This is a genomic window from Mycobacterium asiaticum, from assembly GCF_001673635.1.
GTDB classification, from domain to species: Bacteria; Actinomycetota; Actinomycetes; order Mycobacteriales; family Mycobacteriaceae; genus Mycobacterium; species Mycobacterium asiaticum_C.
Genome location: NZ_LZMH01000085.1, coordinates 24,569 through 51,079, shown reverse-complemented (window position 1 = coordinate 51,079; position 26,511 = coordinate 24,569). Strand labels below are relative to the sequence as shown.

The 26,511-nt window shown below is 67.0% G+C and carries 21 protein-coding genes; 12 read left to right on the top strand and 9 right to left on the bottom strand.

Going from position 1 to position 26,511, the window contains the following annotated elements:
- A complete protein-coding gene (locus tag A5645_RS26190; RefSeq protein ID WP_065035811.1) occupies window positions 1-1,050 on the bottom strand; it encodes an ABC transporter permease in 1,050 nt (349 codons plus the stop codon).
- A gap of 243 nt (window positions 1,051-1,293) precedes the next feature.
- On the opposite strand from A5645_RS26190, the gene A5645_RS26185 reads away from it, so the two are divergent.
- The 4 genes from A5645_RS26185 (at window position 1,294) to A5645_RS26170 (ending at window position 5,364) form a co-directional block, all read left to right on the top strand.
- On the top strand, window positions 1,294-1,671 hold the full coding sequence (locus A5645_RS26185; protein ID WP_065035810.1) for an STAS domain-containing protein: 378 nt from the start codon (window positions 1,294-1,296) through the stop codon (window positions 1,669-1,671).
- 46 nt (window positions 1,672-1,717) lie between these two features.
- Window positions 1,718-2,146, top strand: a complete 429-nt coding sequence (locus tag A5645_RS26180) for an ATP-binding protein (RefSeq protein WP_065131579.1) — start codon at window positions 1,718-1,720, stop codon at window positions 2,144-2,146.
- A gap of 118 nt (window positions 2,147-2,264) precedes the next feature.
- Window positions 2,265-4,025, top strand: a complete 1,761-nt coding sequence (locus A5645_RS26175; RefSeq protein WP_065131578.1) for an N-acyl-D-amino-acid deacylase family protein — start codon at window positions 2,265-2,267, stop codon at window positions 4,023-4,025.
- 13 nt (window positions 4,026-4,038) lie between these two features.
- Window positions 4,039-5,364 carry an aromatic ring-hydroxylating oxygenase subunit alpha gene (locus A5645_RS26170; RefSeq protein WP_065131577.1) on the top strand — a complete coding sequence of 442 codons (1,326 nt, stop codon included), beginning with the start codon at window positions 4,039-4,041 and terminating at the stop codon, window positions 5,362-5,364.
- 85 nt (window positions 5,365-5,449) lie between these two features.
- Here the strand turns inward: A5645_RS26170 and A5645_RS26165 are convergent, their stop codons facing one another.
- Window positions 5,450-8,761 (bottom strand): LuxR C-terminal-related transcriptional regulator, encoded by a 3,312-nt coding sequence (locus A5645_RS26165; RefSeq protein WP_155768178.1) that lies wholly within the window; start codon window positions 8,759-8,761, stop codon window positions 5,450-5,452.
- Between the two features lie 204 nt (window positions 8,762-8,965).
- On the opposite strand from A5645_RS26165, the gene A5645_RS26160 reads away from it, so the two are divergent.
- From A5645_RS26160 to A5645_RS26150, 3 genes are all read left to right on the top strand, one after another.
- Window positions 8,966-10,201 carry a cytochrome P450 gene (locus tag A5645_RS26160; RefSeq protein WP_065131629.1) on the top strand — a complete coding sequence of 412 codons (1,236 nt, stop codon included), beginning with the start codon at window positions 8,966-8,968 and terminating at the stop codon, window positions 10,199-10,201.
- Window positions 10,202-10,337: 136 nt separating this feature from the next.
- A complete protein-coding gene (locus tag A5645_RS26155) occupies window positions 10,338-11,075 on the top strand; it encodes a PP2C family protein-serine/threonine phosphatase (protein ID WP_065131576.1) in 738 nt (245 codons plus the stop codon).
- Between the two features lie 27 nt (window positions 11,076-11,102).
- Window positions 11,103-12,731, top strand: coding sequence for an FAD-binding protein (locus tag A5645_RS26150; RefSeq protein WP_253867169.1), 1,629 nt, complete (start codon window positions 11,103-11,105; stop codon window positions 12,729-12,731).
- Here the strand turns inward: A5645_RS26150 and A5645_RS26145 are convergent.
- On the bottom strand, window positions 12,709-13,638 hold the full coding sequence (locus A5645_RS26145; protein WP_065131575.1) for an alpha/beta fold hydrolase: 930 nt from the start codon (window positions 13,636-13,638) through the stop codon (window positions 12,709-12,711). The genes A5645_RS26150 and A5645_RS26145 overlap by 23 nt on opposite strands.
- Window positions 13,639-13,669: 31 nt before the next feature.
- On the opposite strand from A5645_RS26145, the gene A5645_RS29345 reads away from it, so the two are divergent.
- Complete coding sequence (locus A5645_RS29345) at window positions 13,670-13,903, top strand: SbtR family transcriptional regulator (RefSeq protein ID WP_065131574.1); 234 nt, start codon at window positions 13,670-13,672, stop codon at window positions 13,901-13,903.
- 2 nt (window positions 13,904-13,905) lie between these two features.
- On the opposite strand, the gene A5645_RS26135 is transcribed toward A5645_RS29345, so the two are convergent.
- The 3 genes from A5645_RS26135 to A5645_RS26125 form a co-directional block, all read right to left on the bottom strand.
- The gene (locus A5645_RS26135) at window positions 13,906-14,769 is read right to left on the bottom strand and encodes an alpha/beta fold hydrolase (protein WP_155768177.1); all 864 of its coding nucleotides are present in this window, start codon (window positions 14,767-14,769) and stop codon (window positions 13,906-13,908) included.
- Between the two features lie 124 nt (window positions 14,770-14,893).
- Entirely contained in the window at window positions 14,894-16,279 is a 1,386-nt protein-coding gene (locus A5645_RS26130) for an NtaA/DmoA family FMN-dependent monooxygenase (RefSeq protein WP_065131572.1), read from the bottom strand.
- 18 nt (window positions 16,280-16,297) lie between these two features.
- Window positions 16,298-17,455 carry an LLM class flavin-dependent oxidoreductase gene (locus A5645_RS26125; protein ID WP_065131571.1) on the bottom strand — a complete coding sequence of 386 codons (1,158 nt, stop codon included), beginning with the start codon at window positions 17,453-17,455 and terminating at the stop codon, window positions 16,298-16,300.
- A gap of 350 nt (window positions 17,456-17,805) precedes the next feature.
- Between A5645_RS26125 and A5645_RS26120 the strand changes: the two genes are divergently transcribed.
- Window positions 17,806-20,043: an NADP-dependent isocitrate dehydrogenase gene (locus A5645_RS26120; RefSeq protein WP_065035800.1), complete on the top strand. Its 2,238-nt coding sequence runs from the start codon at window positions 17,806-17,808 to the stop codon at window positions 20,041-20,043.
- Here the strand turns inward: A5645_RS26120 and A5645_RS26115 are convergent.
- Window positions 20,012-20,566 (bottom strand): DoxX family protein, encoded by a 555-nt coding sequence (locus tag A5645_RS26115; RefSeq protein ID WP_065035799.1) that lies wholly within the window; start codon window positions 20,564-20,566, stop codon window positions 20,012-20,014. The two genes, A5645_RS26120 and A5645_RS26115, sit on opposite strands and share 32 nt — an antisense overlap.
- A 102-nt stretch (window positions 20,567-20,668) precedes the next feature.
- On the opposite strand from A5645_RS26115, the gene A5645_RS26110 reads away from it, so the two are divergent.
- Genes A5645_RS26110 through A5645_RS26100 form a run of 3 tightly spaced genes read left to right on the top strand, consistent with a single transcriptional unit; the run spans window position 20,669 to window position 23,373 of the window.
- Window positions 20,669-21,082 carry a cupin domain-containing protein gene (locus A5645_RS26110; protein WP_065131570.1) on the top strand — a complete coding sequence of 138 codons (414 nt, stop codon included), beginning with the start codon at window positions 20,669-20,671 and terminating at the stop codon, window positions 21,080-21,082.
- Window positions 21,083-21,130: 48 nt separating this feature from the next.
- Complete coding sequence (locus tag A5645_RS26105; protein ID WP_065035797.1) at window positions 21,131-22,351, top strand: acyl-CoA dehydrogenase family protein; 1,221 nt, start codon at window positions 21,131-21,133, stop codon at window positions 22,349-22,351.
- Window positions 22,348-23,373: a phosphotransferase family protein gene (locus tag A5645_RS26100; RefSeq protein ID WP_065131569.1), complete on the top strand. Its 1,026-nt coding sequence runs from the start codon at window positions 22,348-22,350 to the stop codon at window positions 23,371-23,373. Before A5645_RS26105 ends, A5645_RS26100 begins: the two co-directional genes overlap by 4 nt.
- Before the next feature lie 20 nt (window positions 23,374-23,393).
- Here the strand turns inward: A5645_RS26100 and selB are convergent, their stop codons facing one another.
- Both selB and selA read right to left on the bottom strand, forming a co-directional pair.
- The gene (gene selB / locus A5645_RS26095; protein ID WP_065131568.1) at window positions 23,394-25,184 is read right to left on the bottom strand and encodes a selenocysteine-specific translation elongation factor; all 1,791 of its coding nucleotides are present in this window, start codon (window positions 25,182-25,184) and stop codon (window positions 23,394-23,396) included.
- Window positions 25,181-26,488 carry an L-seryl-tRNA(Sec) selenium transferase gene (gene selA, locus A5645_RS26090; protein WP_065131567.1) on the bottom strand — a complete coding sequence of 436 codons (1,308 nt, stop codon included), beginning with the start codon at window positions 26,486-26,488 and terminating at the stop codon, window positions 25,181-25,183. Before selA ends, selB begins: the two co-directional genes overlap by 4 nt.
- Window positions 26,489-26,511 lie beyond the last annotated feature (23 nt).

The window sequence follows — 26,511 nt, the reverse complement described above, 5'->3', positions numbered from 1 at the left end:
TTACGGACCTCCGAACGCAAGTGCGGGATCGATGGCTACCACGCGTCTCAGGCCGGCGAGGCTGGCCAGCAGCCCGATCACGATCGCGACCACCGGCAATAGGAAATACGCCTCCACCGGGACCGCGACGACCATCGGGAACAACGGCGCCAGCAATTTGGACAGCACGACGCCGACCGCCGCCGCGAACAGCGAGACGATCAGCGCCTGCAGCGCCAGGCCCGCCAGGATCGAGCGGGTCGGCGTTCCGATCGCCTTGAACACCGCGAAGTCGCGGACCCGCTCGAGCGCGGAGAGATAGACGACCGACCCGACGATCAGCACCGCCACAATCCACAGCAGGATCGCCACGATCGTGATCGAGTTGACCGCGACCTTCAACGGCCGGATCAGGTCGTTGACCGCACCGGTCCGGTCATAGGTCCGGTAGCCCTCGGGCAGCGCGGAGGGTGTGCCGTTGACACCGATCGAGGTGACCATCGGCTGACCGTTGTAGGCGACCCGTTGCAGGCCCTCCGTCGTGAGAAAGATGTTGGGGATTTTCGCCAGCGCTGTCGAGTTGGGCACTATGCCCACGACGCGCAGGGTGTGCGCGCCGACCTGGATAGTGTCGCCGAGATGTCGGCCCAACACGCTGGACGCGGCGACCTCGTCCGGCCTGGCCGGCGCCCGGCCCTCGGAGACCTGCGGCATGCCGGGCCCGTGCTCGGGCGCACCGAACGCGGTGACGTTGCGCGTCGACGTCCCTTCTCGCATGATCGTGCCGACGCAGCCCAGCGGTGCGGCGGCTGAAACCCCTACTTCCGACCGCACCCGGCCCAGGTCGACGTCGGGAAACGGGGTCGAGCCCAGGAAAGGTCCCGCAGAGCCGTCCTTGACCACGAACGCGTCGACGCCCAGCGAGTCGACCGTCTGCCGGGCCTCGACTCGGAACCCGTTGGCCAGCCCGCTCATCACCAGCGTCATTCCGAAGATGAGTCCGGTGCTGACAATGGCGATAACGAGGCGCCGCTTTCGCCATTGCATATCCCGCAGGGCGGCAAAGAGCATTCCCAGACGCTACCAACGTGCACAAGACCCACCCGGATTGTGCCTGCGCATTTAATGCCGCTGACGACGGCAGTTGTGAGGGTTTAGGCGGAGTGGCTTAGAATTGGTGTCTGTTAGCTGCCGTAGCGCCGCAATTGGTGCGCCTATCGGCGGCGGTGCTCGGCGGGTTGAATCAACAGCCCCGGCTTGGCGTGGTTGTCTGAAAACTAAGCGTTTTCCCGCACGGACGGATTTGGATACAGCATGGTCGATCAACCCGGCGATCCAGTGAACAGGGCCTCTTTCGAGGTGGAACAGCACGAGAGAGACGGGGCCGTTGTGCTCGCCGTATCCGGCGAGGTCGACATGCTCAGCGCCCCGCAGCTGGCCGAAGCGATCAGCACGTCTCTGGCCGCCAAGCCCGCGGCCCTCATCGTGGACCTCAGCAAGGTGGAATTCCTGGCCTCGGCCGGGCTGAGCGTCCTGGTAAACGGTCAGGCCGAGGTCGTCGCACCCACCAAGTTCGCGGTCGTGGCCGACGGACCCGCCACCAGCCGCCCGATCAAGCTGATGGGGATCGACAGCCTGCTTTCCCTGCACCGCACCGTCGACAATGCTCTGAGCTGGGTCGCTGGTGCCTGAATCCGGTTGTGCTGGGTAGGGCCGGACGCGCTTAGCATCCCCCACCATGACGCCTCTCGACGACCGATCCAGTTTCGTCCGAACGGGCGTTGCCGCCCATGGTTCGAACGCCGCACGGCTGCGGGTCGAGTTCCGCAATTGGCTCGATCGGCATTTCACCCTGGGCGCCGAGCGGTTCAGCGATCTGGTCCTGGCGGTCAGCGAAGCGCTGGCCAACGTCGCCGAGTTCGCCTATTCGGCGCCTGACCGCGGCACGATGGACATCCACGCGACCTACGACCCCGATTCGGACAGCCTTGCGGTCACCGTCAAAGATCGCGGCCAGTGGCGAAAGCGCGCTGCGGCGGAGGATTTCTCCCGTGGCCGCGGAATACCCCTGATGCGTGCGTTGGCCGACGAAGCCGACATCAACGGCACCGCTCGAGGCACCCAGGTGCGACTGCTGTGGAAGCGCCTCAACGCGCCGACCGGTTGATACGAGCGGACCCGCCTGACTCATTGACTCGGCCGAGCCGGACGCATACCGTCGTTACATACGCTACGCGGCGTAGCGTATTAATTCCCCAGCCCGGGTTCGTGCCGTGGAGGCAGTCATGTTCGACCTGAAAATCATCGGTGGCACCGTCGTCGACGGCACGGGCGCGGGACGCTATCGCGCGGACATCGGCATCAAGGACGGCAAGGTCGTCGAGGTGGCCCGCCGGGGTGCCGACGACCCGGAGCTGGCCGGGGACGCCGCCGAAACCATCGACGCGAGCGGTCACATCGTCGCGCCCGGGTTCGTGGACATCCATACGCACTACGACGGCCAGGTGAGCTGGGACAGCCTGCTCGAGCCGTCCAGCGGTCACGGCGTCACGACGATCGTCACCGGCAACTGCGGCGTCGGCTTCGCTCCGGTTCGCCCGGGCGCCGAAGACTGGCTGATCAAGTTGATGGAAGGGGTCGAAGATATCCCGGGCACCGCGTTGACCGAGGGCATCACCTGGGGCTGGGAGACCTATCCGGAGTACCTCGACGCGATCGGCAAGCAGCGGTTCTCCGTCGACGTCGGCAGCCAGATCGCACACGGCGCGGTCCGCGCGTACGCGATGGGTGAGCGGGGCGCGCGCAACGAACCCGCCACCCCGGAGGACATCGAGGCGATGGCCCGGCTGGTCCGCGAAGGCATCGAAGCGGGCGCCCTCGGGTTCTCCACGTCACGCACGCTGGCCCACACGGCGATGGACGGCGAACCGGTGCCCGGCACGTTCGCCGCCGAAGAGGAACTGTTCGGACTGGGTCGCGCCATGGCCGCCGGCGGCCAGGCGGTGTTCGAACTGGCGCCGCAGGGAGCCGCCGGAGAGGACATCATCGGCCCGAAGAAGGAACTGGACTGGATGCGGCGACTGAGCCGCGAGATCGACCGCCCGGTGTCCTTCGCGTTGATCCAGGTCGACGCCGACCCCAACCTGTGGCGCGAGCAACTGGACGTCTCAGCCGCCGCTCACGCAGAAGGCAGCCGGCTGCATCCGCAGATCGCGGCCCGCCCGTTCGGGATGATGATCGGGTTCCAGGGGCACCACGGTTTCACCCACCGGCCGACCTACCGCCGGCTCAAGGCGGAGTGCAGTCGCGAGGAGCTTGCCCAGCGCCTGGCCGAACCCGCGGTCAAAGCCGCGATCTTGTCCGAGGACGACCTGCCCATCGATCCGGCCCAGTTGTTCGACGGCATGTTCGCGATGGTGCAGCATTCGCTGGGCCGGCTGTACGCGCTCGGTGATCCGCCGGACTACGAGCCGACGCCGGACCGGACCGTCGCCGCGATCGCCAAAGCGCGCGGCGAGGATCCCCTGTCAACGCTCTATGACCTGATGCTGGAGTCGGACGCGACGGCGATGTTGATGCTGCCGCTGTTCAACTACGCCGAAGGCAACCATGACGCGATCCGGGAGATGATGCTGCACCCGGCGGGTGTGCTGGGCCTGTCCGACGGTGGGGCGCACTGCGGAATGATTTGTGACGCTTCCTATCCCACGTTCCTGCTGACGCATTGGGCACGCGACCGGCGGCGCGGGGAGAAATTGTCGCTGGAGTATGTGATCCGCAAGCAGTCTCGCGACACCGCGCACCTGTTCGGGCTCACCGACCGCGGCACCATCGAACCGGGCAAGAAGGCCGACATCAACGTGATCGACATGGACGCCCTGCGGCTGCACCCCGCGGCGATGGCCTTCGACCTGCCCGCCGGCGGGCGCCGGATCCTGCAGGGCGCAAGCGGTTACACCGCCACGATCGTAAGCGGGGCCGTGACCCGCCGAAACGATGTCGACACCGGGGCGCGTCCGGGCCGATTGGTGCGCGGAGCGCGTTAGGCGTTCGGAGCCCATGACGACGACCGAGGGCAACCCGACCCGTACCGGGGGTGAGGACGCGATCGGCACCCCGCCCGCCTCCCCGACCCTGGTGCCGGTCGAGCGCTATTACTCACCGGCGTTCGCCGCGCTGGAGATGGAGCGGATGTGGCCGCGGGTATGGCAGATCGCGTGCATGGTCGACCATGTTGACCAGCCGGGCGATTACTTCGAATACCGTTGCGGCCCATACGGAGTACTGATCGTCCGAGGGGATGACGGCGTGCTGCGCGCGTTTCAGAACGCCTGCCGGCATCGCGGCAACTCGCTGTGTGTGGGTTCCGGTTCGGGTCTGCGTGAGCTCAAGTGCGGCTACCACGGCTGGACCTGGGACCTGGCCGGTGCACTCAAGCGGGTGCCTAACCGCAAGGGTTTCGGCTCGCTGAAAATGTCGGACTTTCCTTTACTGCCAGCGTTGGTCGACACCTTCGAGGGCATGGTCTTCGTCAATCTCGACTTGGGCGCGATGCCGTTGACGGAGTACCTGGACGAGATCCCGCAGGACATCGCGTGGTGCAACATCGCTGAATTCCGCTGCTACGCAACGCTGACCGTGGAGGTCGAGGCCAACTGGAAGACGATCGCCGACGGCTACAGCGAGACCTACCACATTCAGACGCTGCATCCCGAACTGCTGCGGTGTGTCGATGATGTTCATGCGCCGCAGAAGATTTGGGTGCATGCCGGTAAGTCGGATCAGCCCTACGGGGTACCGAGCCCCCGGTTCGAGGGCAGGCTGAGCGACGAAGAGGTCTGGGACGCTTACGTTTACACCCAAGGCGCGCTGATGGGCGCGGTCGAAGGCACCCCGTTTCCCGCCGCCGAACGGCAGCCCGGCCAAACGGTGCCCGACCTGATCGCTGCCCACACCCGGGCGTTTGCCGCGAGTCGCGGTGTCGACCTGGACTGGGCCGACACCGATCGGATCACCCGGTTGCACCAGTACAACGTCTTCCCCAACATGACGTTCTTGGCCAACGCCGACCACCTGACAATCATGTGCTCGCGGCCCGGACCCGACCCCGATCACGGCGAGCTGGTGATGTTCCTGATGTCGCGGATGCCGCCGGGTGCGGGACGGAACAAGCCGACCGATGTCCGGATGTCGGCCGCGGACGCCGAGCCCGGAATCGTGCTCACCCAGGACATCCGAGTGCTGCCCGGCCTGCAGCGCGGATTGCATCAGCCCGGGCTCACCCATTTGGTGCTGTCCAACGAAGAGCGCCGCGTGATCAACATGCACCGCAACCTGGAGCGCTATCTGGACCTGCCCGAGTCCGACCGGATGTCCGGTGGGTGAGGCGCAAGTTCCCTTGCGCGAGCAGACGCTAAAGCCCCACATTTCGGCACGAAATGGGGGCTTTAGCGTCTGCTCGCGGGGGAACTCACCCCCGGCGAGTGGCCTCTTGAGCCAGTTGCACGCGTGATGCCAAACCGAGCTTGGTGTAGACGTGCGTGAGATGAGTCTCGACGGTACGCGGTGAGATGAAAAGCTTTGTGGCAATTTCCTTATTGGCCAAGCCCTCGCTGACCAGCCGGACGACGTCGTGTTCGGCTGGTGTGAGCGAGGCCCAACCGGCGGAGGGCCGTTTGCGTTCGCCGCGGCCGCGCTGTGCATAAGCGATCGCTTCCGAAATGGACAGGGCCGCACCCTCACGCAATGCCACGTCGAAGTTGTTCTGACCCATGGCATCTCGTACTGCAGCAATCGACGCATCGTAATCGGCTTGGTGGATTGCGTACCGCACTTCGCCGGTATGCTGCCGGATACCCTGCGCCGCACCGAGGAGTCGAGCCGCCTCGGTATAGCTCGCGGCCTGGGCGGCCAGTGCGGCAAGACCGTCAAAGACGTCGGGCAAGCCTAGCTGTGCCCCGGTCTCAGCCGCGCACGCCAGCGCTTCGTGCGCGTCCCGCTCGGCCGCTTCGATGGCCTCCGGATGACCTTCTGAACGGGCAACGCGGACACGAGCATTCAGCGCGAGCATCCGAAAATATCCTGGGGTTACCGACACCGCTTGATCGGCCCAAAGCCGGGCCGCCACGTTATCGCCGGTCACGCGCTCGGCGTCGGCTCTCCACATCAGGTTCGTCGAAGAAAACCCGGCGTCCGGTATGCGGCCGTAGGCCTTGGCGAGAGCATCCTTGGCGGCCGCGGCGTCTCCCGCGGCCAGGTACGCGGCACCCAACGCGAGATAGCCGAGTCCTTCGATGGACGCACCGAGCTCGACGGCAGACTCGATCGCCCTCTCGGCGGCGGCCAGCGCCGCAGCCGACTTGCCGTGCCACCCCAGCACAAAGCTTTGCGCTATCAGGGCATTGAACCTGGTAAACAGGTCTCCGGCAGCATCGGCGTCGGCGAGTACATCCCGTACTTCATCCTCGGCGCCTTCGAGGTCGCCCCGCATCGTCCGCCCACCGGCGATGCCATACAGGCGACACTGACCCGAGGCGACTCGGTCACCGATCGCGTCGGCGAGGTCGCGTCCTTCGGCGGCCGCGTGCTCCGCGATCGAGCCGCCGGCCATGGCGGCCGCGTAGGCCCGGAAGCCGAGCAGCTGGCTCAGTCGCCATTTGTCGCCCAGGGCGCGCGCCAACTCGATGGCCTCCGCGAAGTATGTTTCCGCGTGTTCGGGGTTCAAGGCGGCCGCCGTACCAACGCAGCCAGTCAGGGCGCGGACCAACAGGGCAGGGTCGTCGAGTTGGCGAGCAATCGCGAGGGCTTCGGTGGCCTGCTCCATCCGCGCCGGCAGACCAAGCCAACCGTCGAACAAGGCCGCATCGGCGAGCGCCCGCGCCAGGACCGCCGGCGCCACCTCGCGGTCCGCCGAGGCCCGTTCGGCCAGCGCCTCATCGATCCAACTCATTCCTTCACGCAGACGGCCGCGGGTTAGCCACAACGGCTGCAGCGACGACGCGAGCCCTAAAGCCAATTCGATGTCACAGGTTTCCCGGCTCCAAGCGAACGCAGCGCGGAGGTTGTCGAGCTCGGATGCCGTCTGCTCGACACGCAGCTGGTGTCCGGTGGCGGCCGGCGCGTCCAGCATCGCGGCCATTGCTGTGTAGTAGTCGCGGTGACTTGCGCGAACGGTGTCGGCCTCGCCGGACTCGCCGAGCTTTTCCAGGGCGTACTGGCGGACCGTTTCCAGCAGCCGATAGCGTGTTCGGCCACCGGTGTTGTCGGCAACCACCAATGATTTGTCCACAAGCAGCGTCAGCAGGTCAAGCAGCTGAAAGCGCTCGGCCTCATTGCCTCCCGCGACGGCCCTGGCGGCAGCCAGATCGAATCCCCCCATGAACGGCGCGAGCCTGCGAAACAGCACCCGCTCGGGCTCGGTGAGCAGTGCGTGGGACCAGTCCACCGAGGCACGCAAAGTTTGCTGACGGCGCACCGCGATACGTCCACCTCCGGTCAACAGCCGAAAGCGGTCATTCAGACTGCCGATGATCTCCTGCAGCGACAGCGCCCGCACCCGGGCGGCGGCGAGTTCGATGGCCAGGGGCATGCCGTCGAGCCGTCGGCAGATCTCCCGGATCGCTGAAACCTGGTCAGTGCTGAAGTCGGGACGCGCACGCCGTGCGCGGTCGACGAACAGCTCGACGGCCTCGTCGTCCAGCGACAGGGATGGCACCCGCCAGGTCACCTCACCCGGCACCGCGATCGGCTCACGGCTGGTGGCCAACAACGTGAGGTTCGGACAACCGCTCAACAGCGTGTTGACCAGGACGGCGACGGCGTCCACCAAGTGCTCGCAGTTGTCGAACACCATCAACATCCGACGGTCTGACACAAACCGCGCCAGCGCGTCCGTCGTTGACCGTCCCGGCTGATCGGAGAGGCCGACGGCCTCGGCTGCGGCGGCCGGGACGAGGCCTGGGTCGGTGATCGGCGCCAGATCGATGAACCACACTCCGGCGTCGAAATCATCCGCCGCCTCGCCCGCAACCTGGATAGCCAACCGGGTTTTGCCCACCCCACCGGCGCCGGTCAAGACAACCAGCCGTTCGGCCGGCAACATCCGACGCAAGTCGGCAATCTCACCGTCGCGGCCTACAAAACTGGTGAGCTGCACCGGCAACTGTTCGGGGACTGAGCTTTTGGACGTCCGCAGCGGCGGAAAGTCGTTGCGGATATCCGGGTGGCACAGCTGCACGACGCGCTCGGGGCGAGCGATGCCCCGCAGCTCGTGCCGGCCGAGATCGGTTAGCCACGCGTCGTTTGGGAGCGCATCGATGACAAGGTCCTCCGTGGTGCCGGACAGCACGGTCTGACCGCCGTGTGCGAGATCGCGCAGCCGCGCGGTTCGATTCACGGTCGGGCCGATGTAATTGGACTCGTCGCGCAATTGCACCTCACCGGTGTGTACGCCGATGCGGAACCGCAACGGCGCCAACGGCGCTCGTTGCAGGTCCAGCGCGCAGGCGACCGCCTGGCTCGCGCGGGCGAACGCGATGACGAAGCTGTCACCCTCGCCCTGTTCCACCGGCCGCACCCCGCCATGGGCGGCGAGCAATCCGTCGAGCGTGCGGTCCAGAAGTGCGACGGCGGCAGCCATCGCCTCCGGCTGGGTCTCCCACAACCTCGTCGAACCCTCGATGTCGGCGAGCAGCATGGTCACCGTTCCGGTCGGCAGGCCGCTCAAACCCAAATCACCCCAGTTCACCGGCGGTGTGTCCACGCGTGGATGCGTTTCGGTCATGCTAACCAGCCTCGGCCGGCCGTCACCAGAAAACATCGGGGAAATCCCGTATGCGGGCCTGATCTGGTGGCAATCTGCACTTTGACTCTGCGCTGCGGGCGCGGTCTTTACGGTCATCACCGCCATAGCCGCAGAGTCAAACATTGCCGTATTTGCGTGTTCTCCCCGATGGTCTTCATCTCCCGTGGACACAGGCTGAGCGGCATGACAACCACCATTGACCGAAACCGCCCAAGCGTTTTCGAGGCCGACTTACCAACGATCAGCTACGAAAACGCCCAACACCCCGACGAGGCGCACGCGATCATCCGCGAGGCCCGCGCGCGGGCACCGATGGCGATGGGACCGTATGGGCCCGAGCTGCTCAGCTACGACTTGGTGCATGCCGTACTGCGCGATCCACGCTTCCGCGTGCCGCAAGGGATGTTCCTTGCCGCTCAAGGCATTACGTCCGGCCCGCTGTGGGACCGCGTCGCCGTCAACATTCTCAGCATCGACGGGGACCAACACCGCCGGCTGCGTCGACTGGTGAGCAAAGCGTTCACACCCAAAGCCGCTGCGCGGTTACGCACGACGATGACCGACGTCATCACCGGGCTGGTCGATCGCCAAATCACTCGGGGGCGTTGCGATCTGGTGGCCGACGTTGCCCGCCGGTACCCGATCCCCGTTATCTGCGCGCTACTCGGAGCGCCCGCCGAGGACTGGGAACTGTTCTCCGACTGGGCGGACGACATTTTGAAGGCCTTCAGCTGGGATGCCGCCAGTGCGACGCCGACGATTCTGACCGCCTGGGAAGCCCTGGACACCTATATCGATGACATGGTCGCGCGGCGGCGACACCGCCTGACCGACGACCTGATCTCCGAGCTGATCCAGGCCGAAGACGACGGTGACCGCCTCAACGGCGAAGAACTCCGATCGCTCGTTGCCGCATTGCTGTTGGGCGGCACCGACACGACCCGTATGCAGTTGGGCGCGGCGGCACACGTGCTGTGCGATCACCCTGAGCAGTGGGCCCTTCTCGGCGAGCATCCGGTGTTGGCGGCCGGTGCCGTCGAGGAGCTGATCCGTCATTCGCCCATCACCTTCGTGACCCTGCGAACTGCTCTCGAGGATGTCGAGCTAGCCGGTGTGATCGTCCCCGCCGGCACGCTGGTGGTGATCAACACCGGAGCCGCCAACCGCGATCCCGCCGTCTGCGACGATCCCGATCGCCTCGACATTCGCCGCCGGGGCGCCCCGCCGATCCAGACGTTCGGCGCGGGCACGCACTTCTGCCTGGGCGCCAATCTGGCCCGCCTCGAGCTCGCCGAGGCCCTGAGGGTGATGACGCGGCGGATGCCCAACGCCCGCCGCACCGGTCCGGCTCCATGGAAACCGGTGAACGCGTTGGGGGGACCGATCACCGTCCCGATCGAATTCGACACCGCCACCTAAGTTGCGTGAGCAGACGCAAAAGCCCCTCATTTCGGCACGAAATTGGGGCTTTTGCGTCTGCTCGCGGTGACTCGCAACCGGGTCACTAGTATTGCCGCGACCCGAGAAATACCTGGACCTACCGAAGGCGGAGCGGATGGGCGTGCAGTTCGCAGGTCTGTCCGACATCGGCCGGTTGCGTGCCACCAACCAGGACCGCTGGGGTGCCGACCCCGAGCAATCGTTGTTCATGGTCGCCGACGGCGTCGCATGCAGCACCGACGGCGCGCTGGCCGCCGCTCTGGTGATGGAGCTGCTGCCGACCTACGTGAGCCGACATCTCAAACCCGACAACGTCAACGACGAGGACGCGGACGAGCTGCTGGGGCGCGCCGTCGTCGAATACTGCGCCGACTTCTGCACCTACGCCCGAACGGATCCACGCGCCGCCGGCGCCAACACCACGCTCGTCGCCGTCGTGATCGCCCAGGCGCGGGCACTGGTTGCCCATCTGGGTGACAGCCGCGCGTACCTGTACCGCGACCAGAAGCTGCAACAACTCACCCGGGACCACAGCGTGATTCAGGACCTGATCGACTCGGGCGAGGTCGCCCCCGAAGACGCCGCGCGGCATCCGGCCCGGGCCACCCTCACCCGGCACGTGGCGATGTTCCCGCGCGCGCTGCCCGATACCGCGGCGGTGGACCTGCTGCCCGGCGACCGTATCCTGCTGTCGAGTGACGGACTGCACGGCGTCGTCGACGACGACGCCCTGGCCGCCGCGCTCACCGAGCACCCCGAGCCCGACGACGCATGCACGGCGTTGATCGACGCGGCGCTGCAAGCGGGCGGGCCGGACAACATCACCGCCCTAATCATCGCCCCCTCGTATTAGCACGCGCGCCCACGCTAGGGTGCACCGGTGAATGATGACCTGTCGACACGTGGCACCGAATGGGTGACGGACGTCGTGGTGGTGGGATTCGGGGCGGCCGGCGCCTGCGCGGCGATCACCGCTCGCGAACACGGGGTCGATGTCATCGCGATCGACCGCGCCAACGGCGGTGGCTCAACTGCGGTGTCGGGCGGGATCATCTACGCCGGGGGCGGCACCGCCGTCCAGCAACAGGCCGGCGTGATAGACACCGCCGAGCAGATGCTGACCTACCTTCGCCTCGAGGTCGGCGACGCCGTCAGCCCACAGACGCTGGAATCATTCGTGGCGGGCAGCCCGGAGATGATCCGCTGGCTCAGTGACTACGGCGTCCCGTTCGATTCCACCTTGTGCCCCTACAAGACCTCCTACCCGAACAACCATTACTACCTCTACCACTCGGGCAGTGAGAACGCCGGTGCATTCCGCGCGCACACGCCACCGGTCCAGCGCGGCCACCGTGTGAAAGGCAAAGGCGTGTCCGGCAAGATGCTCTACGCGCCGTTGGCGAAATCCGCACTCGCCCTTGGGGTTCAACTGCGTCCACAAACGAGGGCCACCCAGCTGATTCAAGAGCCGTCCGGGCGGGTGTGCGGAGTGGAAGCCACGACGATGCATTACGCGCCGGCCCGCGTCCGCCGCCGGTACGCGCGGCTGGCCGGGCTGTCGACCAAGCCCGGCATCTACTATCCACCGCTGCGCTCCGTGGTGGAACGTCGCCTACGCAACCTCGAGCGGCGCTATGCGCAGCCGGTGCGGATATCGGCCAGGCGAGCCGTAATCATCTGCGCCGGAGGCTATATGGCCAATGCGGAATGGATCGAACGGTTTGCGCCGCAATACCGCGGCGGCCTACAACTCGGCACCAGCGGCGACGACGGCAGCGGCATCGCCATGGCGCAAAGCGTCGGCGCGGTCACCGAACGGATGGACAACGTCTCGGCATGGCGTTTCATCACGCCGCCAAGCGCTTTCATCAGCGCAATCATTGTCGACGAGCAGGGTCGACGCGTCATCGACGAGAGCCGCTACGGCGCGGCCGTCGGCCACGCCATGGTCCGCCGCCACAACGGCAAGGGATGGCTGCTGGCCGACGCCGCGCTGATGAAGGAGGCGCGACGGCAGATGATCAAGCAGCCGTTGTGGTTTCAGCGCGCTCAGTCGGCGGCCCTGATGCTCTTCGATTCGGTCAAGGGCGCATCGCTGCGGGACGCCGCCCGGCGTGCCGGCATCGACCCAGACGGCCTGGTGGCCACTGTCGAAGCACACAACAGCGCGATCGATGCCGGCGCACCGGATCCCGCCGGTAAGCCCGCCGACTTCGTACGCCGAATAGGCTCGGGCCCTTACACATTGCTGAATATCTCGGTACGCCCGAGTCTGGTCAACCCCACCCCGATGTTGACCCTCGGCGGGATCCGCGTCGACGAGGGCACCGGCGCGGTGCTCGACGGATCCGGCGCGCCGATTCCCGGACTGTTCAGCGCGGGACGCACCGCAACCGGAATCTGCTCCAATTCCTACGTCAGCGGACTCTCGCTGGCTGACTGTGTTTTCGCCGGCCGCCGCGCCGGGAAATCCGCTGCAAAACAACCTAGTGCGCGCCGGAGCGCGTAATCACCAACTCGACGGCGGCCGCAACCAGGTCGGGCTGATGGATCTGAACGAAGTGGTCGCTGCCGGTCGCCTCGATGTGCGGCGTTTGCGGCCGCAGCGCGACTAGAGCCCCGGTGGCGTCGCGCCACGCCTGTTCCAACTTCGCACTCTTATCGGCGGGCAGGTCCGGCGGGATCGTGAAAGGTTCCGTGCGGGTCAGTACGGCCAGCGGGATGGGCGGGAAGCCGGGAGCGCCTGTCACCTGTGCCACACTGCGATCGATGTCGACCTCCTCGAACGACGCAGGATCGCGCAACTGTAGCGGCGGTGCATCCAGTGCTTGCCGATAGTCCGGCCAGTCCGAACCCATCAGATCCGGGATCTCGACACCGAAGGCATCGACGAACACCAGTCCCCGCACCTGATCCGGATGGGTTTGGGCATAGAGCCGGATGAACAGCCCGCCCAGCGAATGTCCGACGAGAACATAGGGTCCCGGGACATGCGCGGCGTCGAGCAGGGTGTGCAGGTCCGCGACGACGTCGGCCGCGGTACGCGGCATCGGCACCGCGGAGCTGCGGTCGGCGAGGGTGGGTGGGTCGGAATTGCGCACGGTCCCGGGACGGTCGTAGGCGCACACCCGATGGTTGCGGGCAAGGGCCGGCAGCACGGCCGGCCCCACCGCCGGTGGGGCCGCGTCCGATTGGTTCCACGGGTCGGCCGAGTTGTGATAGCCGGACTCCAAAATGATTGCCGGAACGCCCTTGCCGCGACATTCGAGATACAGGTGGCGTCCGTTGCCGACCTCGACCGGTCCGCTGAAGTCGCCCCCGCCTCTTGTGGCGGGGCGGCCGCCCGGCGGTGCGGCACTACAACCCGCCGAAGCGAATAGCAGTGCCGTCATCAAAAGGAACGTCAGCAGGCGCATTCGGCCATTGTGTCGGTTCGGGGTTCAGCCGATGGGACAGACCACCCCGGGCAGCTCCTCGGACAGTGCCCACAGCCGGCGCTGCAGTGCCTCGTCGTGCGAGTTGTCGCAGACCGCGCAGCGGGCCGGGACAGCGCGCCCGGATGTGGGCGTCGGCGAGGCGAAGACGCTGCTGGTGGGGTGTCAGCCGATGCACGTCTACAACGCTGATGCGGCCGCGACCGTGACGGAGGTTGCGCTCGACGGGCTCCCGGCCAAGCCGTAGAGCTATGCGATCGTTCGCACGGCTGCCGTGACGGCCCGGGGTGCCTCTGACTGCGGATAGTGGCCCACCCCAATGAGTCTGGTGACCTTGGCCTGTGGCAGGGCGGTGATTGCCCGGTCGAGTACTTGGGCGCCCGACACCGGGTCGTCGAGGCCCCAGACGAGATGGAGCGGTCCCTGCCAGTTGGCCAGCGCGTCCTCCCAGCGCCGGTGATGTTGGGAGCGTTCGGCGTTGTATCGGATGAGCAGGTGCGCGAGTTTGTGCCCGTTGCGCAGTGAGATGCCGAACCAGAGGTTGGCGAATTCCTGGTCGCTCAGGCGTGTTCCGCGGATTTTGTCGAGCGCCCGGCGGACTCGTTTCGGCCTGATCCGGCCCGAGATGAACCTGCCGATGCCGGGCCGGATCAGCAACTTCTGCAGGAACGTCGGCCGGTAGGCGCTGTAGACGATGCCGCAGTTCAGCAGGACCAGCCCGGAAACGGTGAACCCCAGCGTGCCGCTCAGCGCTCGGTGGATCAACTCCTGAGCGACGATGCCGCCGTAGTCGTGGGCGACCACCACCACCGAGTCCAGCTGCAGATGAGCCACCAAATCCTCGACCAGATCGGCTGATTCGGGGACCGAATAGGCGTAGGGGTTGGGTTTGTCCGAGGCGCCGTACCCGAGGAAGTCGGGCGCGATCACGTCATGGTCGGCAGCGAGATCTTCGGCGACATCGGCGTAGTCGAACGACCACGTCGGGAACCCGTGCAACAGAACAACGGCGGGCCCCTGACCACGACGCCGGTAGGCGATGCGGTGTCCCCGTCGACTGACGAGCGTCTCGCCTTGGCTGATCCATAACTGCGCCGCCGCCGCGTCGGTCATCGGTCCTCCCACTCCTCGGCGAGCTACTCATACGAGCGCAATCGATCCCCGGTGTCGGTGAGTGATCGTAGTGACAACCGGCTCGCCGGCGTCGATCGGCAACCTGGACCACGGTTTCACGCGGCTATGAGGCCGCCCACCGCGAGTCCTTCGACCGGTGGGGCGCCGGGAGCGGCGCCAGGCCCAGATGGTCGCGCAGTGTCGTCCCGGTGTAATCGGCGCGGAACACGCCGCGCTCCTGCAGCAGCGGTACCACCCGGTCGACGAACGGGTCGAGACCGCCGGGGGTGATGTGCGGGACCAGGATGAACCCGTCGCTGGCGTCGGCTTGCACCAGATCGTTGATCGCGGTCGCGACGGTGTCCGGTGCGCCGATGAAGGACTGCCGTCCGGTGACCTCGACGATCAGTTCGCGGGTGGTCAGGTTCTCCGCCTCGGCTTTGGCGCGCCATTCGTTGGCGACCGAGATCGGGTCGCGGTGCATGCGCACGCTGGCGCGTCCGCGCGCGATGGTGTTTTCGCCGACGACCGGGTCCACCGCCGGTAGCGGCCCGTCCGGGTCGTGGTCGGACAGGTCCCGGTTCCAGAGCTGTTCGAGGAATTTGATCGCCGTCTGCGGGGAAACCTGCGCAAGCCGGACCTCGTGTGCGAGGTCGTCGGCCTCGGCATCGGTGTCGCCGATCACGAAAGTCGCGGCTGGCAGGATCAGCAACTCGTCGCGGCGCCGCCCGTAACGCGGGAGCCGGCCCTTGACGTCGGCGTAGAACGCCTGCCCGGCTTCCAGCGTGCTGTGCCGGGAGAAGATCGCATCGGCCGCCGACGCCGCGAAGTCGCGTCCCTGGTCGGAGTCGCCGGCCTGGAAGATCACCGGTCGGCCCTGCGGACTGCGCGGCACGTTGAATCGACCGTGGATGTCGAAGTGTGCGTCCCGGTGCACGAACGCCCCGGCGTCCGGCTCGGACAGGAAGGCGCCGGTCTCTTTGTCCGCCACGATCTCGTCACCGTGCCACGAATCGAACAATTCCTGGGTCGCCTGCAGGAACGTCTTGGCCCGGTCGTAACGCTGGTCCTCGGCGAGAAATCCGCCGCGCCGGAAGTTCTCGCCGGTGAAGGCATCCCAGGAGGTCACCACGTTCCACGCGGCGCGCCCGCCGGACAGGTGGTCCAGGGACGCGAACTGGCGCGCGACCTCGTAGGGCTCGTTGAAGGTGGAGTTGATAGTGCCGGTCAGGCCGAGTCGATCGGTGATCGCCGCCAGCGCGGCGAGGATGGTGAAGGTATCCGGGCGGCCGACCACGTCCAGGTCGTAGATCTGCCCGTTCTGCTCTCGCAGGCGCAGCCCTTCGGCGAGGAACAGGAAGTCGAATTTGCCCCGTTCGGCCGTCTGGGCGAACTGGGCGAACGAGCTGAACTCGATGTGGCTGCCCGCGGCGGGATCACTCCACACCGTGGTGTTGTTGACCCCCGGGAAGTGCGCGGCCAGATGAATCTGCTTCAGCGGCTTACTCATTGCGAATCCTACAATCGTTCAGGCGGTGGCGTAGCGGTTGCGGGGACGGGCCAGCCCCAGCGACCCGCGCAGCGTGTCGGCCGGATAGTCGTCGCGGAACAACCCCCGTCGGCGTAACTCCGGCACCAGGCGTTCGGTGATCTGCACGAGGTCGTGCGGGAGCGCGGCCGGCCGTAGCCGAAACCCGGACAAACCCGCGGCATGCCAATCCCGCAGCAGGTCGGCCAGCTGTGCGGCGGTGCCGGTGAAAAGTGCTGCATCACTGTAGAATTCGGCACCGGCCAGGTCATCGAGACGGTGCCGTCGAGCGGCTGCCGCCGGTGCCGTGTCGTCTAGGAACACAACCAGGTCACCGAAGAGATGCATCGGTTCGTCGTCGCGGCCGACGGCTTGCCGCAGGGCGCCGATCTCGATGACGATGTCGGCTGCCTGAACCGCGTCGTGCGGGGTGACGAACCCGACGTCGGCACTCTCTGCGATCAGTCGGTAGGAAGGTCCGCCGTGACCCAGTGCCACCACCAGCGGCTGGCCCTGGGGCGGCCGAGGCGTGATCGAGGGACCCTTCACCGAGAACCAGCGGCCGCGAAAGTCGATGTAATGCAATTTGTTCCGGTCGATGAACCGTCCGCTGGCGACATCGCGGATCTCGGCGTCGTCCTCCCAGCTGTCCCATAACCGCCGTAACACCTCGACGTAGTCGGCGGCCTCTACGAAAAGGTCCTCGAGTTCGTGGCGGCGGCCGAAGTGTGCCGCCACGTCAGCGCGGCCCGTGACCTGGACGCGGACCCCGGCCCGTCCCGAGCTGACATAGTCGAGCGTGGCGATCGACTTGGACAGGTGGAACGGCTCGGTGTGGGTCACGACGGCCGTCGGCACCAGACCGATGCGCTTGGTGAGCGGCGCGATCCGTGCGGCGATGAGCATCGCGTCCAACCGGCCGCGAACGCGATCGGTCCTGTTGTCAGGTTGCCGCGGATCATCGGATTGCAGCGCCAGCGAGTCCTCGATGGTGACGAAGTCAACCGACGCGCGTTCGGCTTCGCCGACCAGATCCGCCCAGTAGCCGGGCGTGAACAGCCGCGCCGGTGTGGCCTCCGGTTCTCGCCAAGCCGCGGGGTGCCAGCCGGCGCCGTCCAGCGCTACGGCCAGGTGCAAATGATCCGACGGATTAGCCACTGGCGGGCCACCTTTCGTTCTCGGTGCCGAGGCTAAGTCGCCTGCACCGACGGGTAACGGGTTTGGCTCCCAATGAGAGAAAGCATGTTCGCCAAAACCCGCCGCCAGCTGCGTTTATTCCGCCGCCAGGTGACGATCGTTACGCGTCCGCCCGCACAGGTGCCCGGTGTCCGAGCTGCCCGGTCATGACCGGCGCCGCGGCCCTTTCGTCCGGCCGCTCATCTGTAACCACCCAGAGTGCGGCGTCTGTCTCAGCCCCCGGTCCCGGGCGTGCGTTAGTGTCGCTGTTGTGGCTGGCGATGAAGAGAGCCCCTCACAATCTGACCGACACTGACGCCGGGAGACTACGTATGAGCGCCGAGCAGCCGACAATCATCTACACGCTGACCGACGAGGCGCCGTTGCTGGCGACCTACGCTTTCCTTCCGATAGTGCGTGCCTTTGCCGAGCCGGCAGGCATCAAGATCAAAACCAGCGACATCTCCGTCGCTGCCCGCATCCTCGCGCAGTTCCCCGACTATCTGGACGAGGACCAGCGCGTCCCCGACAACCTGGCCGAACTGGGCAAGCTGACCCAGGACCCGGAAACCAACATCATCAAGCTGCCCAACATCAGCGCTTCGGTGCCGCAGTTGGTGGCCGCCGTCAAGGAACTCCAGGGCAAGGGCTACAAGATCCCGGACTTCCCGGGCAACCCCAAGACGGACGAGGAAAAGGAGATCCGCCAGCGCTACGCCAATGTGCTGGGCAGCGCGGTGAACCCCGTCCTGCGTGAGGGCAACTCCGACCGGCGTGCCCCCAAGGCGGTCAAGGAGTACGCGCGCAAGCATCCGCACAGCATGGCCCCGTGGTCGATGGCGTCGCGCACCCACGTCGCGACCATGAAGCGCGGCGACTTCTATCACGGGGAGAAGTCGATGACGCTGGACCGGGCCCGCAACGTGAAGATGGTGCTGAAGACCAAGGGCGGCGAAACCCTGGAGCTCAAGCCGAAAGTCGAACTCCTCGAGGGCGACATCATCGACAGCATGTTCATGAGCAAAAAGGCCCTGTGCGAATTCTACGAGGAACAGATGCAGGACGCCTACGAGACAGGCGTCATGTTCTCGCTGCACGTCAAGGCGACCATGATGAAGGTTTCACACCCGATCGTGTTCGGGCACGCCGTGAAGATCTTCTACAAGGACGCCTTCGCCAAGCATCAGAAGTTGTTCGACGAACTGGGCGTCAACGTCAACAACGGGCTGGTCGACTTGTACGACAAGATCGAGTCGCTGCCCGCGTCGCAGCATGACGAGATCATCCGCGACCTGCACGCCTGTCACGAACACCGTCCCGAGTTGGCGATGGTGGATTCGGCGAAGGGGATCACCAATTTCCATTCGCCCAGCGACGTGATCGTCGACGCCTCGATGCCGGCGATGATTCGCGCCGGCGGGAAGATGTACGGCGCCGACGGGCGGCAGAAGGACACCAAGGCCGTCAACCCGGAGTCCACTTTCTCCCGGATCTACCAGGAGATCATCAACTTCTGTAAGACGAACGGGCAGTTCGACCCGACCACGATGGGCACAGTTCCCAACGTGGGTCTGATGGCGCAGCAAGCCGAGGAGTACGGGTCGCACGACAAGACCTTCGAGATCCCGGAGGCCGGCGTCGCCGACATCGTCGACCTGGAGAGCGGCGAGGTACTTCTGACGCAGAACGTCGAGGAAGGCGACATCTGGCGGATGCCGATCGTTCGTGACGAACCGATCCGCGACTGGGTCAAGCTCGCCGTCAACCGGGCGCGCGCCTCGGGCATGCCGGTGCTGTTCTGGCTCGACCCCTACCGCCCGCACGAGAACGAGCTGATCAAGAAGGTGCAGACCTACCTCAAGGATCACGACACCGAGGGCCTGGACATTCAGATCATGTCCCAGGTGCGGTCCATGCGTTACACGCTCGAGCGCCTGATCCGCGGGTGTGACACCATCGCCGCCACCGGCAACATCCTGCGCGACTACCTCACCGACCTGTTCCCGATCCTGGAGCTCGGCACCAGCGCCAAGATGCTGTCCATTGTCCCGTTGATGGCCGGCGGCGGCATGTACGAAACCGGTGCCGGAGGTTCGGCGCCCAAGCACGTCCACCAATTGGTCGAGGAAAACCACCTGCGCTGGGATTCGCTGGGTGAGTTCCTGGCCCTGGGAGCCTGCTTCGAGGACATCGGGATCAAGACCGGCAACGAGCGCGCCAAGATCCTGGGCAAGAGCCTGGACTCGGCGATCGGCAACCTGCTGGAGAACGACAAGAGCCCGTCGCGCAAGACCGGTGAGCTCGACAACCGGGGCAGCCAGTTCTACCTCGCGCTGTATTGGGCCCGCGAGTTGGCCGCGCAGGACGACGACGAGGAACTGAAGAAGCACTTCGGGGCACTTGCGGACACGTTGGGCAAGAACGAAGAGAAGATCGTTTCCGAGCTCAACAAGGCGCAGGGCGAGCGCGTCGACATCGGTGGTTACTACTACCCGGATGCGGAGAAGACCGCGGCAGTGATGCGGCCGAGCAAGACGCTCAACGACGCGCTGGCCGATATCCGGGAGTGACGCTGCGCGCGTCGTCGCTGGGCTGATTCCGGTTGCGCGACCGGTTCTTTCGGCGCGCATTCAGCGCGTCGAACGACCACGGTCCGGCGCCGACGATGAGCAGGAATGTCACGGTCAGCAGCTGTGCGTACTCGGAGCGCACTTCGTGCAACACGGCCCAGAATCCGGTCTGCGGTGGCACCGGTGGCAGCGGCAGTGGCGAGACACCGTAAAAGATAGCGATTTTGGTCGACAACATCGCAACGATCATCTCGACGATGAACGGGATCGCAACGAATCGAGTGCACAGGCCCAGCAGCAGCAGGGTCCCGCCGACGATCTCCAGCACACCGACGAAGTCGGCGGACAGCTCCGGGAACGGAATGCCGATCTTGGTGAATCGCCCGACGCCTTGGTTCGGGAAGACGAACTTGATGACGCCTTCCCAGAGGAAGACTCCTCCCGCCATCAGCCTGATCAAGATCGTCGCAGCGGGGGCGCTGTCCGGCGGCTCTGCCAGCCAACGCCAAATTCTTGCTATCAAAGCCTTCCTCCGACCGTCATAAGTGGCCCACGGAGCGCGGGTCCGTCCTAGCCACGGTCAAAGCGCATAGGAAGTTCATGTTCGCCGGTATAGGTTTTCGCAATGCCGCAAAATTTCGACCCTAATTGGGAAAATGCCTTCTCGGTCGTGCAGCACGTGAAGCCGCCGGCGATTTCGCAGGATGCCGACGCGATGACGGTCGTGGTCGAGTACCCGCCGGGCAGCGCCGGTGCGCCGCCGCACCGGCACCCGGGCGGACCCGCTTTCGGTTACGTGCTCGAGGGCGAGATGCTGTTCGAAGTGGAGGGCGAGGCGCCCCGGGTAGTGCGGGCCGGCGAGGCGTTCTGGGAGCCGGGCGGTGACGTCATCCACTACCGGGACGCCAACCACCGCGACGACGTCAAGGTCAAGTTCGTGGTGACGATGCTGTGCGTGCCGGGACAGCCGATGCTGGTTCGGGTGGACGACGACGAGCTGGCCGCCAAGGAGCACCTACGACTGCCCGCGCCGGCGTAGGCGAGCCCGGCAGCATCTGCCCAGCCGCCCGAGTGTAGGACAGTGGGTATGCCCCTCTTCGAGATCTCCGAGCGCGCCCAGCAGTACCAGTCCGATCTGAGCGAGTTCATGGATTCACACGTCTACCCCGCCGAGGCGGTCTACGACGAGCAGATGCGGGAGGCCGCTGATCCGCACTTTCATCCGCCGATCCTCGAGGACCTCAAAACCGAGGCGCGAAAGCGGGGCCTGTGGAACCTGTTTCACCCGCACCCCGAGTGGGGACCGGGGCTGACCAACCTGGAATACGCGCCGCTGGCCGAGATCATGGGCCGCAGCCACCTTGCCTCCGAGGCATGTAACTGCAGCGCGCCGGACACCGGCAACATGGAGGTCTTCACCCTCTTCGGCACCGACGAGCACAAGGAGCGCTACCTCAAGCCCCTGCTGGACGGCAAGATCCGCTCCGCCTTCGCCATGACCGAGCCCGCGGTCGCCAGCTCGGATGCCACCAACGTCGAGATGTCGATGGTGCGCGACGGGGACGACTATGTGCTCAACGGCCGAAAGTGGTTTGCCTCCAACGGTATGCACCGCAACTGCAAGGTGCTGATCGTGATGGGCAAGACCGATCCGAATGCGGCGCCGCACCGCCAGCAGTCGATGATGGTGGTGCCCATCGACGCGCCGGGTGTCACGGTCCGGCGCAACCTGTCGGTGTTCGGCTATCAGGATCGGGAAGGGCACGCCGAGATCGACTTCGCCGACGTGCGGGTGCCGAGCAAGGATGTGCTCAAGGGCGAGGGCGAGGGCTTCGCGATCAGCCAGGCCCGACTCGGGCCGGGGCGTATCCATCACTGCATGCGGGCGATCGGCATGGCCGAGCGGGCGCTGGAGCTGATGTGCAAGCGCGCCCAGTCGCGCGTCACCTTCGGCAAGCCGATCAGCGAGAACGCCAACATCCGCGACTGGATCGCCGAGGCCCGCATCGACATCGAGATGATCCGGCTGCTGACCATGAAGGCCGCCTACCTGATGGACACGGTCGGCAACAAGGAGGCCCGCACCGAGATCGCCGCGATCAAGGTCGCCGCACCCAACATCGCGCTGAAGATCATCGACCGGGCCATCCAGGTGCACGGTGGCGGTGGGGTCACCGACGACTTCCCGCTGGCCATGGCCTGGGCCCACCTGCGCACCCTGCGCCTGGCGGACGGCCCGGACGAGGTGCACAAGCGAGCCATCGCCAGCCAGGAGTTGCGCAAATACCGCGCGGGCGCACCGAAGTGACCGTCGTCGGCCTGGACCCCGACGCCGTAGCCCGCTGGCTCACCTCGCTGGGCATCGAGTTCGATGCGCCGCTGCAATTCCAGCGGATCGGCCTGGGGCAATCGAACCTGACCTATCGCGTCCAGGACACCGCCGGGCGCGCGTGGGTGCTGCGGCGCCCGCCGCTAGGGCATCTGCTGGCGTCGGCGCACGACGTGCTGCGGGAGGCGCGGATCATCTCGGCGCTGTGGGACACCGATGTTCCGGTTCCCCAAATCCTGGGCACCACAACCGATCCGGAGTTCTCGGAGGTGCCGTTGGTGCTGATGCAGTTCGTCGACGGTCTGGTGGTGGACACGATGAGTGTCGCCGAGGCCCTGACGCCGCAGCAGCGGCGGCAGATCGCGGTGGATCTGCCGCGCACCCTGGCCAGGATTCACGCCGTCGATCTCACCGAGGTGGGTCTGGCGGACCTGGCCAGCCATAAGCCTTATGCGCAGCGACAACTCAAACGCTGGGCGGGGCAATGGGAACTGTCCAAGATGCGGGAACTGCCCGAGCTCGAGGACCTCACCCGGCGGCTGGTGGCGGCAGCCCCCGAGCAACGCGAAGTCAGCCTGGTGCACGGGGACTTTCACCTGCGGAATCTGATCACCTCGCCGGAGACCGGCGAAATCGTGGCAACCCTGGACTGGGAGTTGTCCACGCTCGGGGATCCACTGGCCGACATGGGCTCGCTGCTCACCTACTGGGCCGAGCCCGGCGAGAATGTGCCCGGTGACTACGCGCCATCGACGCTGGAGGGGTTCCCGGATCGAGCCGAGATGACGCGGCTGTACCTGGACGCGACCGGCCGCGACGCGGCCGCGCTGCAGTATTGGCACGCATTCGGGCTGTGGAAGTTGGCGATCATCGCCGAAGGTGTCCTGCGTCGTGCGCTGGAGAATCCGCAAAACAAGGCTTCGGCCGGTACCCCGGACACCAGCTGGATCGATGCGCGGGTGCGGCGGGCACGCGAAATCGCCGACGCCGCAGGCATTTAGCTTTCCCGCGGCTCGCCGCGCTACCGCACGACTTCACGGTGACCGGCGTCCAGTCGCCGGGTCCAACCGCGGGAGTCGAGGTGCTCGAGCAGCGGGATCGCCACCCGCCGGGTGGTGTCGAGCGACTGGCGGGCCTGGCTGGTGGTGAACGGCTGGGGCAGCCCGGCCAGGGTACGCATGGCCAGGGCGGGCGCGTTCGGCAGCAGCACGACGCCGTCGCGCAGCCGCAGCAACCGTCCGGCGCGTTCGGCGGCGGCCAATTCGCGGTTGCCCAAGCCCAGCGCCCGCAGTTCGTAGGCCTCCGGCGCGCGGAACGGGTCGGCGCGCAACCGGGTTTCCAATTCGCTGACCGATGCTTCAGCGGGGCCCAGTTCGGTTGCGGCGCCGGCCATTCGGATGTGGCCGCCACGTTGTTCCAGGCCCGCGTCACGGACCACGATCTCGAGCAGCGACTCGTCGACAAGACCCAGCAGGTCGACCGCGGCGCCGCGGGATATCCCTTCGCTCAACGGGTCTCGCGTGCGCAGGTCCTCGACCGCGGTACGCAACCGGTGCTGCCACGCCTCGTGCGCCGGACGGTGCACCCACCAGCCGTCGAACACCTCGATGTCGGCGGGCACGGCGTCGGTCAGCAGGCCGAGCCGGCGCAGGTGGTCGGCCCGTACCGCACCGCGGCGCGCCACTTCGGCCGCGGCGTCGCCACCGACGTCCATCGCGGCCAACGCGACGGCCCGGCGCCCGCCGTCGCCGCGTCTGCGTAGAGCGGGCGGTTCGGCGTCCAGCACCTGGGCACCACCCAGCAGCCGAACGCTGCCCGGATCACGCAACACCAACCGGTCGCCGAGCACCAGCGGCAACTGTCGGGCCAAGGTGAGCCGGCCGTGGTCGTCGTCGAAGGGTCGCAGCCGCGCGGGCACCGCGGCGGTGCCGACATGCACCACGAGTTGCGCGGGCAGTTGCGTCAGTGGGCCACCGGTGGCTCGGCGCACGTCCAGCAGCCGGGTGCTCGGCCACGCGCCGGGAGTGAGCAGCGCGTCACCGCGCCGGACGGCTTCCCGCGGGACGCCGCGCAGGTTCAGTGCCACCCGCGCCACCGGTTCCAGCGCGGTATGCGGCACGCCGCAGCTTTGCAGGCCGCGGATTCCCGCCGACCGGGCCCGCGAAGCGCCGACCAGATCGAGCTGGTCCCCGGTTGCCAGGGTGCCGGCCGAGAGGGTGCCGGTGACGACCGTGCCCGCGCCGGTGATCGTGAACGAACGGTCGACCCAGAGCCGGACCCTGGCGCTGGTATCCGGCGCGGGCAGTCGCGCGAGCACACCGTCGAGGGTCTCGCGCAGCTCGGCAAGCCCGGCGCCGCTGACCGCGGACACGACCACCCCGGGCGCGTCACGCAAACCCGTCTCGGCCAGTTCCGCCCGGGCCTGCGCAAGCACTTCGGGTCCCCGCTGCGCGGCCCGGTCGGCGCGGGTGACCACGATCAGGCCGTGCCGAATACCGAGCGCCGCAACGGCATCGCAGTGATCGCTGGACTGGGCCTGCCATCCTTCGTCGGCGGCGACGACGAAGCAGACCACCGGTGCCGGACCCAATCCGGCCAGCGTATTGGCGAGGAAACGGTGGTGTCCGGGCACGTCGACGAAGGCGACCGTGCGGCCCGACCCCATTGTGGTCCAGGCGAAGCCGAGGTCGATGGTCAGGCCACGGCGACGTTCCTCTTCCCACCGATCCGGCTCCATCCCGGTCAGCGCGTGGATGAGGGTGCTCTTGCCGTGGTCGACGTGGCCGGCCGTGGCGACGACGTGTCTGCTCAGCTCGCCTCACCCAACGCGGTCCGGACGGCGCTCAGCAGGCGGTCGTCGTCGTCCTCCGGGATGCAGCGCAGGTCGAGCAGGCAGGCGCCGTCGTGCACGCGCGGCAAGACGGCCGGGTTCCCGGTGCGCAACGGTCCGGCCGCCGACTCCGGCAACCGGACCGCCCAGCCGGGCAGGGGCACGCCCGGCGCTCCCCCGCCGCCAACCCGTCCGTCATGGGCGACGACGGTGGCGCCCACTGCGGCGGCCAACTTGTCGGCACGCATTCGCAATCGCGGGGTGTCGGCGTGCAGGGCCTCGGTGACCGGAGAGCCGCCCGCGCTCACCGTGGCCTCCAGCGCGGCCAGCGTGAGTTTGTCGGCGCGCACCGCCCGGGCCAGCGGATGCTTTGCCATCCTGGACACCACCTCGGCGCGGCCCAGCACGATGCCGGCCTGCGGGCCGCCGAGCAGTTTGTCGCCGCTGGCGGTGACGATGTCGGCGCCCTCGGAGAGCGCGGTGGCGGCGTCCGGCTCGTCGGGGAGCATCGGGTCGGGGGCCAGCAGGCCGCTGCCCAGATCCGAGACCAGCGGGATCTGTGTGCCGGCGAGCAGGCCGCGCAGCTCGGTGAGCGTTGCCGCCGCCGTGAACCCCTGCACCCGGAAATTGCTCTGGTGCACCTTGAGCACGCAGCCGGTGTCCGGGCCGAGCGCCGCCGCGTAGTCCGCGAGATGCGTGCGATTGGTGGTGCCGACCTCGCGCAACCGGGCGCCGGTCGAGGCGATCAGGTCGGGCAGGCGGAAACCCGCGCCGATCTCGATCAGTTCCCCGCGGCTCACGATCACTTCGGCTCCGGCGGCCAGAGCGGTGGTCGCGAGCACCAGTGCGGCCGCGCCGTTGTTGACGACCAGCGCCTCCTCGGCCTGCGGGCAGGCGTCCAGCAGGGCGCGGCGGGCGGCGACGCCGCGTTTGGAGCGGGTGCCGGTGGCCAGGTCGAGTTCGACGTCGACGTAGCCGCTGGCGGCAATCAGCGCCTCGACCGCGCCGGCGGCCAGCGGCGCCCGTCCCAGGTTTGTGTGCACGACGACACCGGTGGCGTTCAGCACCGGCCGCAGCGAGGTGGTGGCGCGGGATGCCAGCGCGGCTTCCAGGGCGTCGGGCACCCGCTCGGGCGGCAACTCACCGCGTCGGGCCCGATCCTGAACCGTCTTGATCACCGCTCTGATCACGTTGTCGCCCAGCCGTTTTCGTTCGCGCTGCACCGAGCGCAGCGCCAGCAACTGGTCCGTGCGCGGAATCAATCGGCGCGGGTCGACCTGGGTCACTGATCTTCACCGCTTCCTGGGTA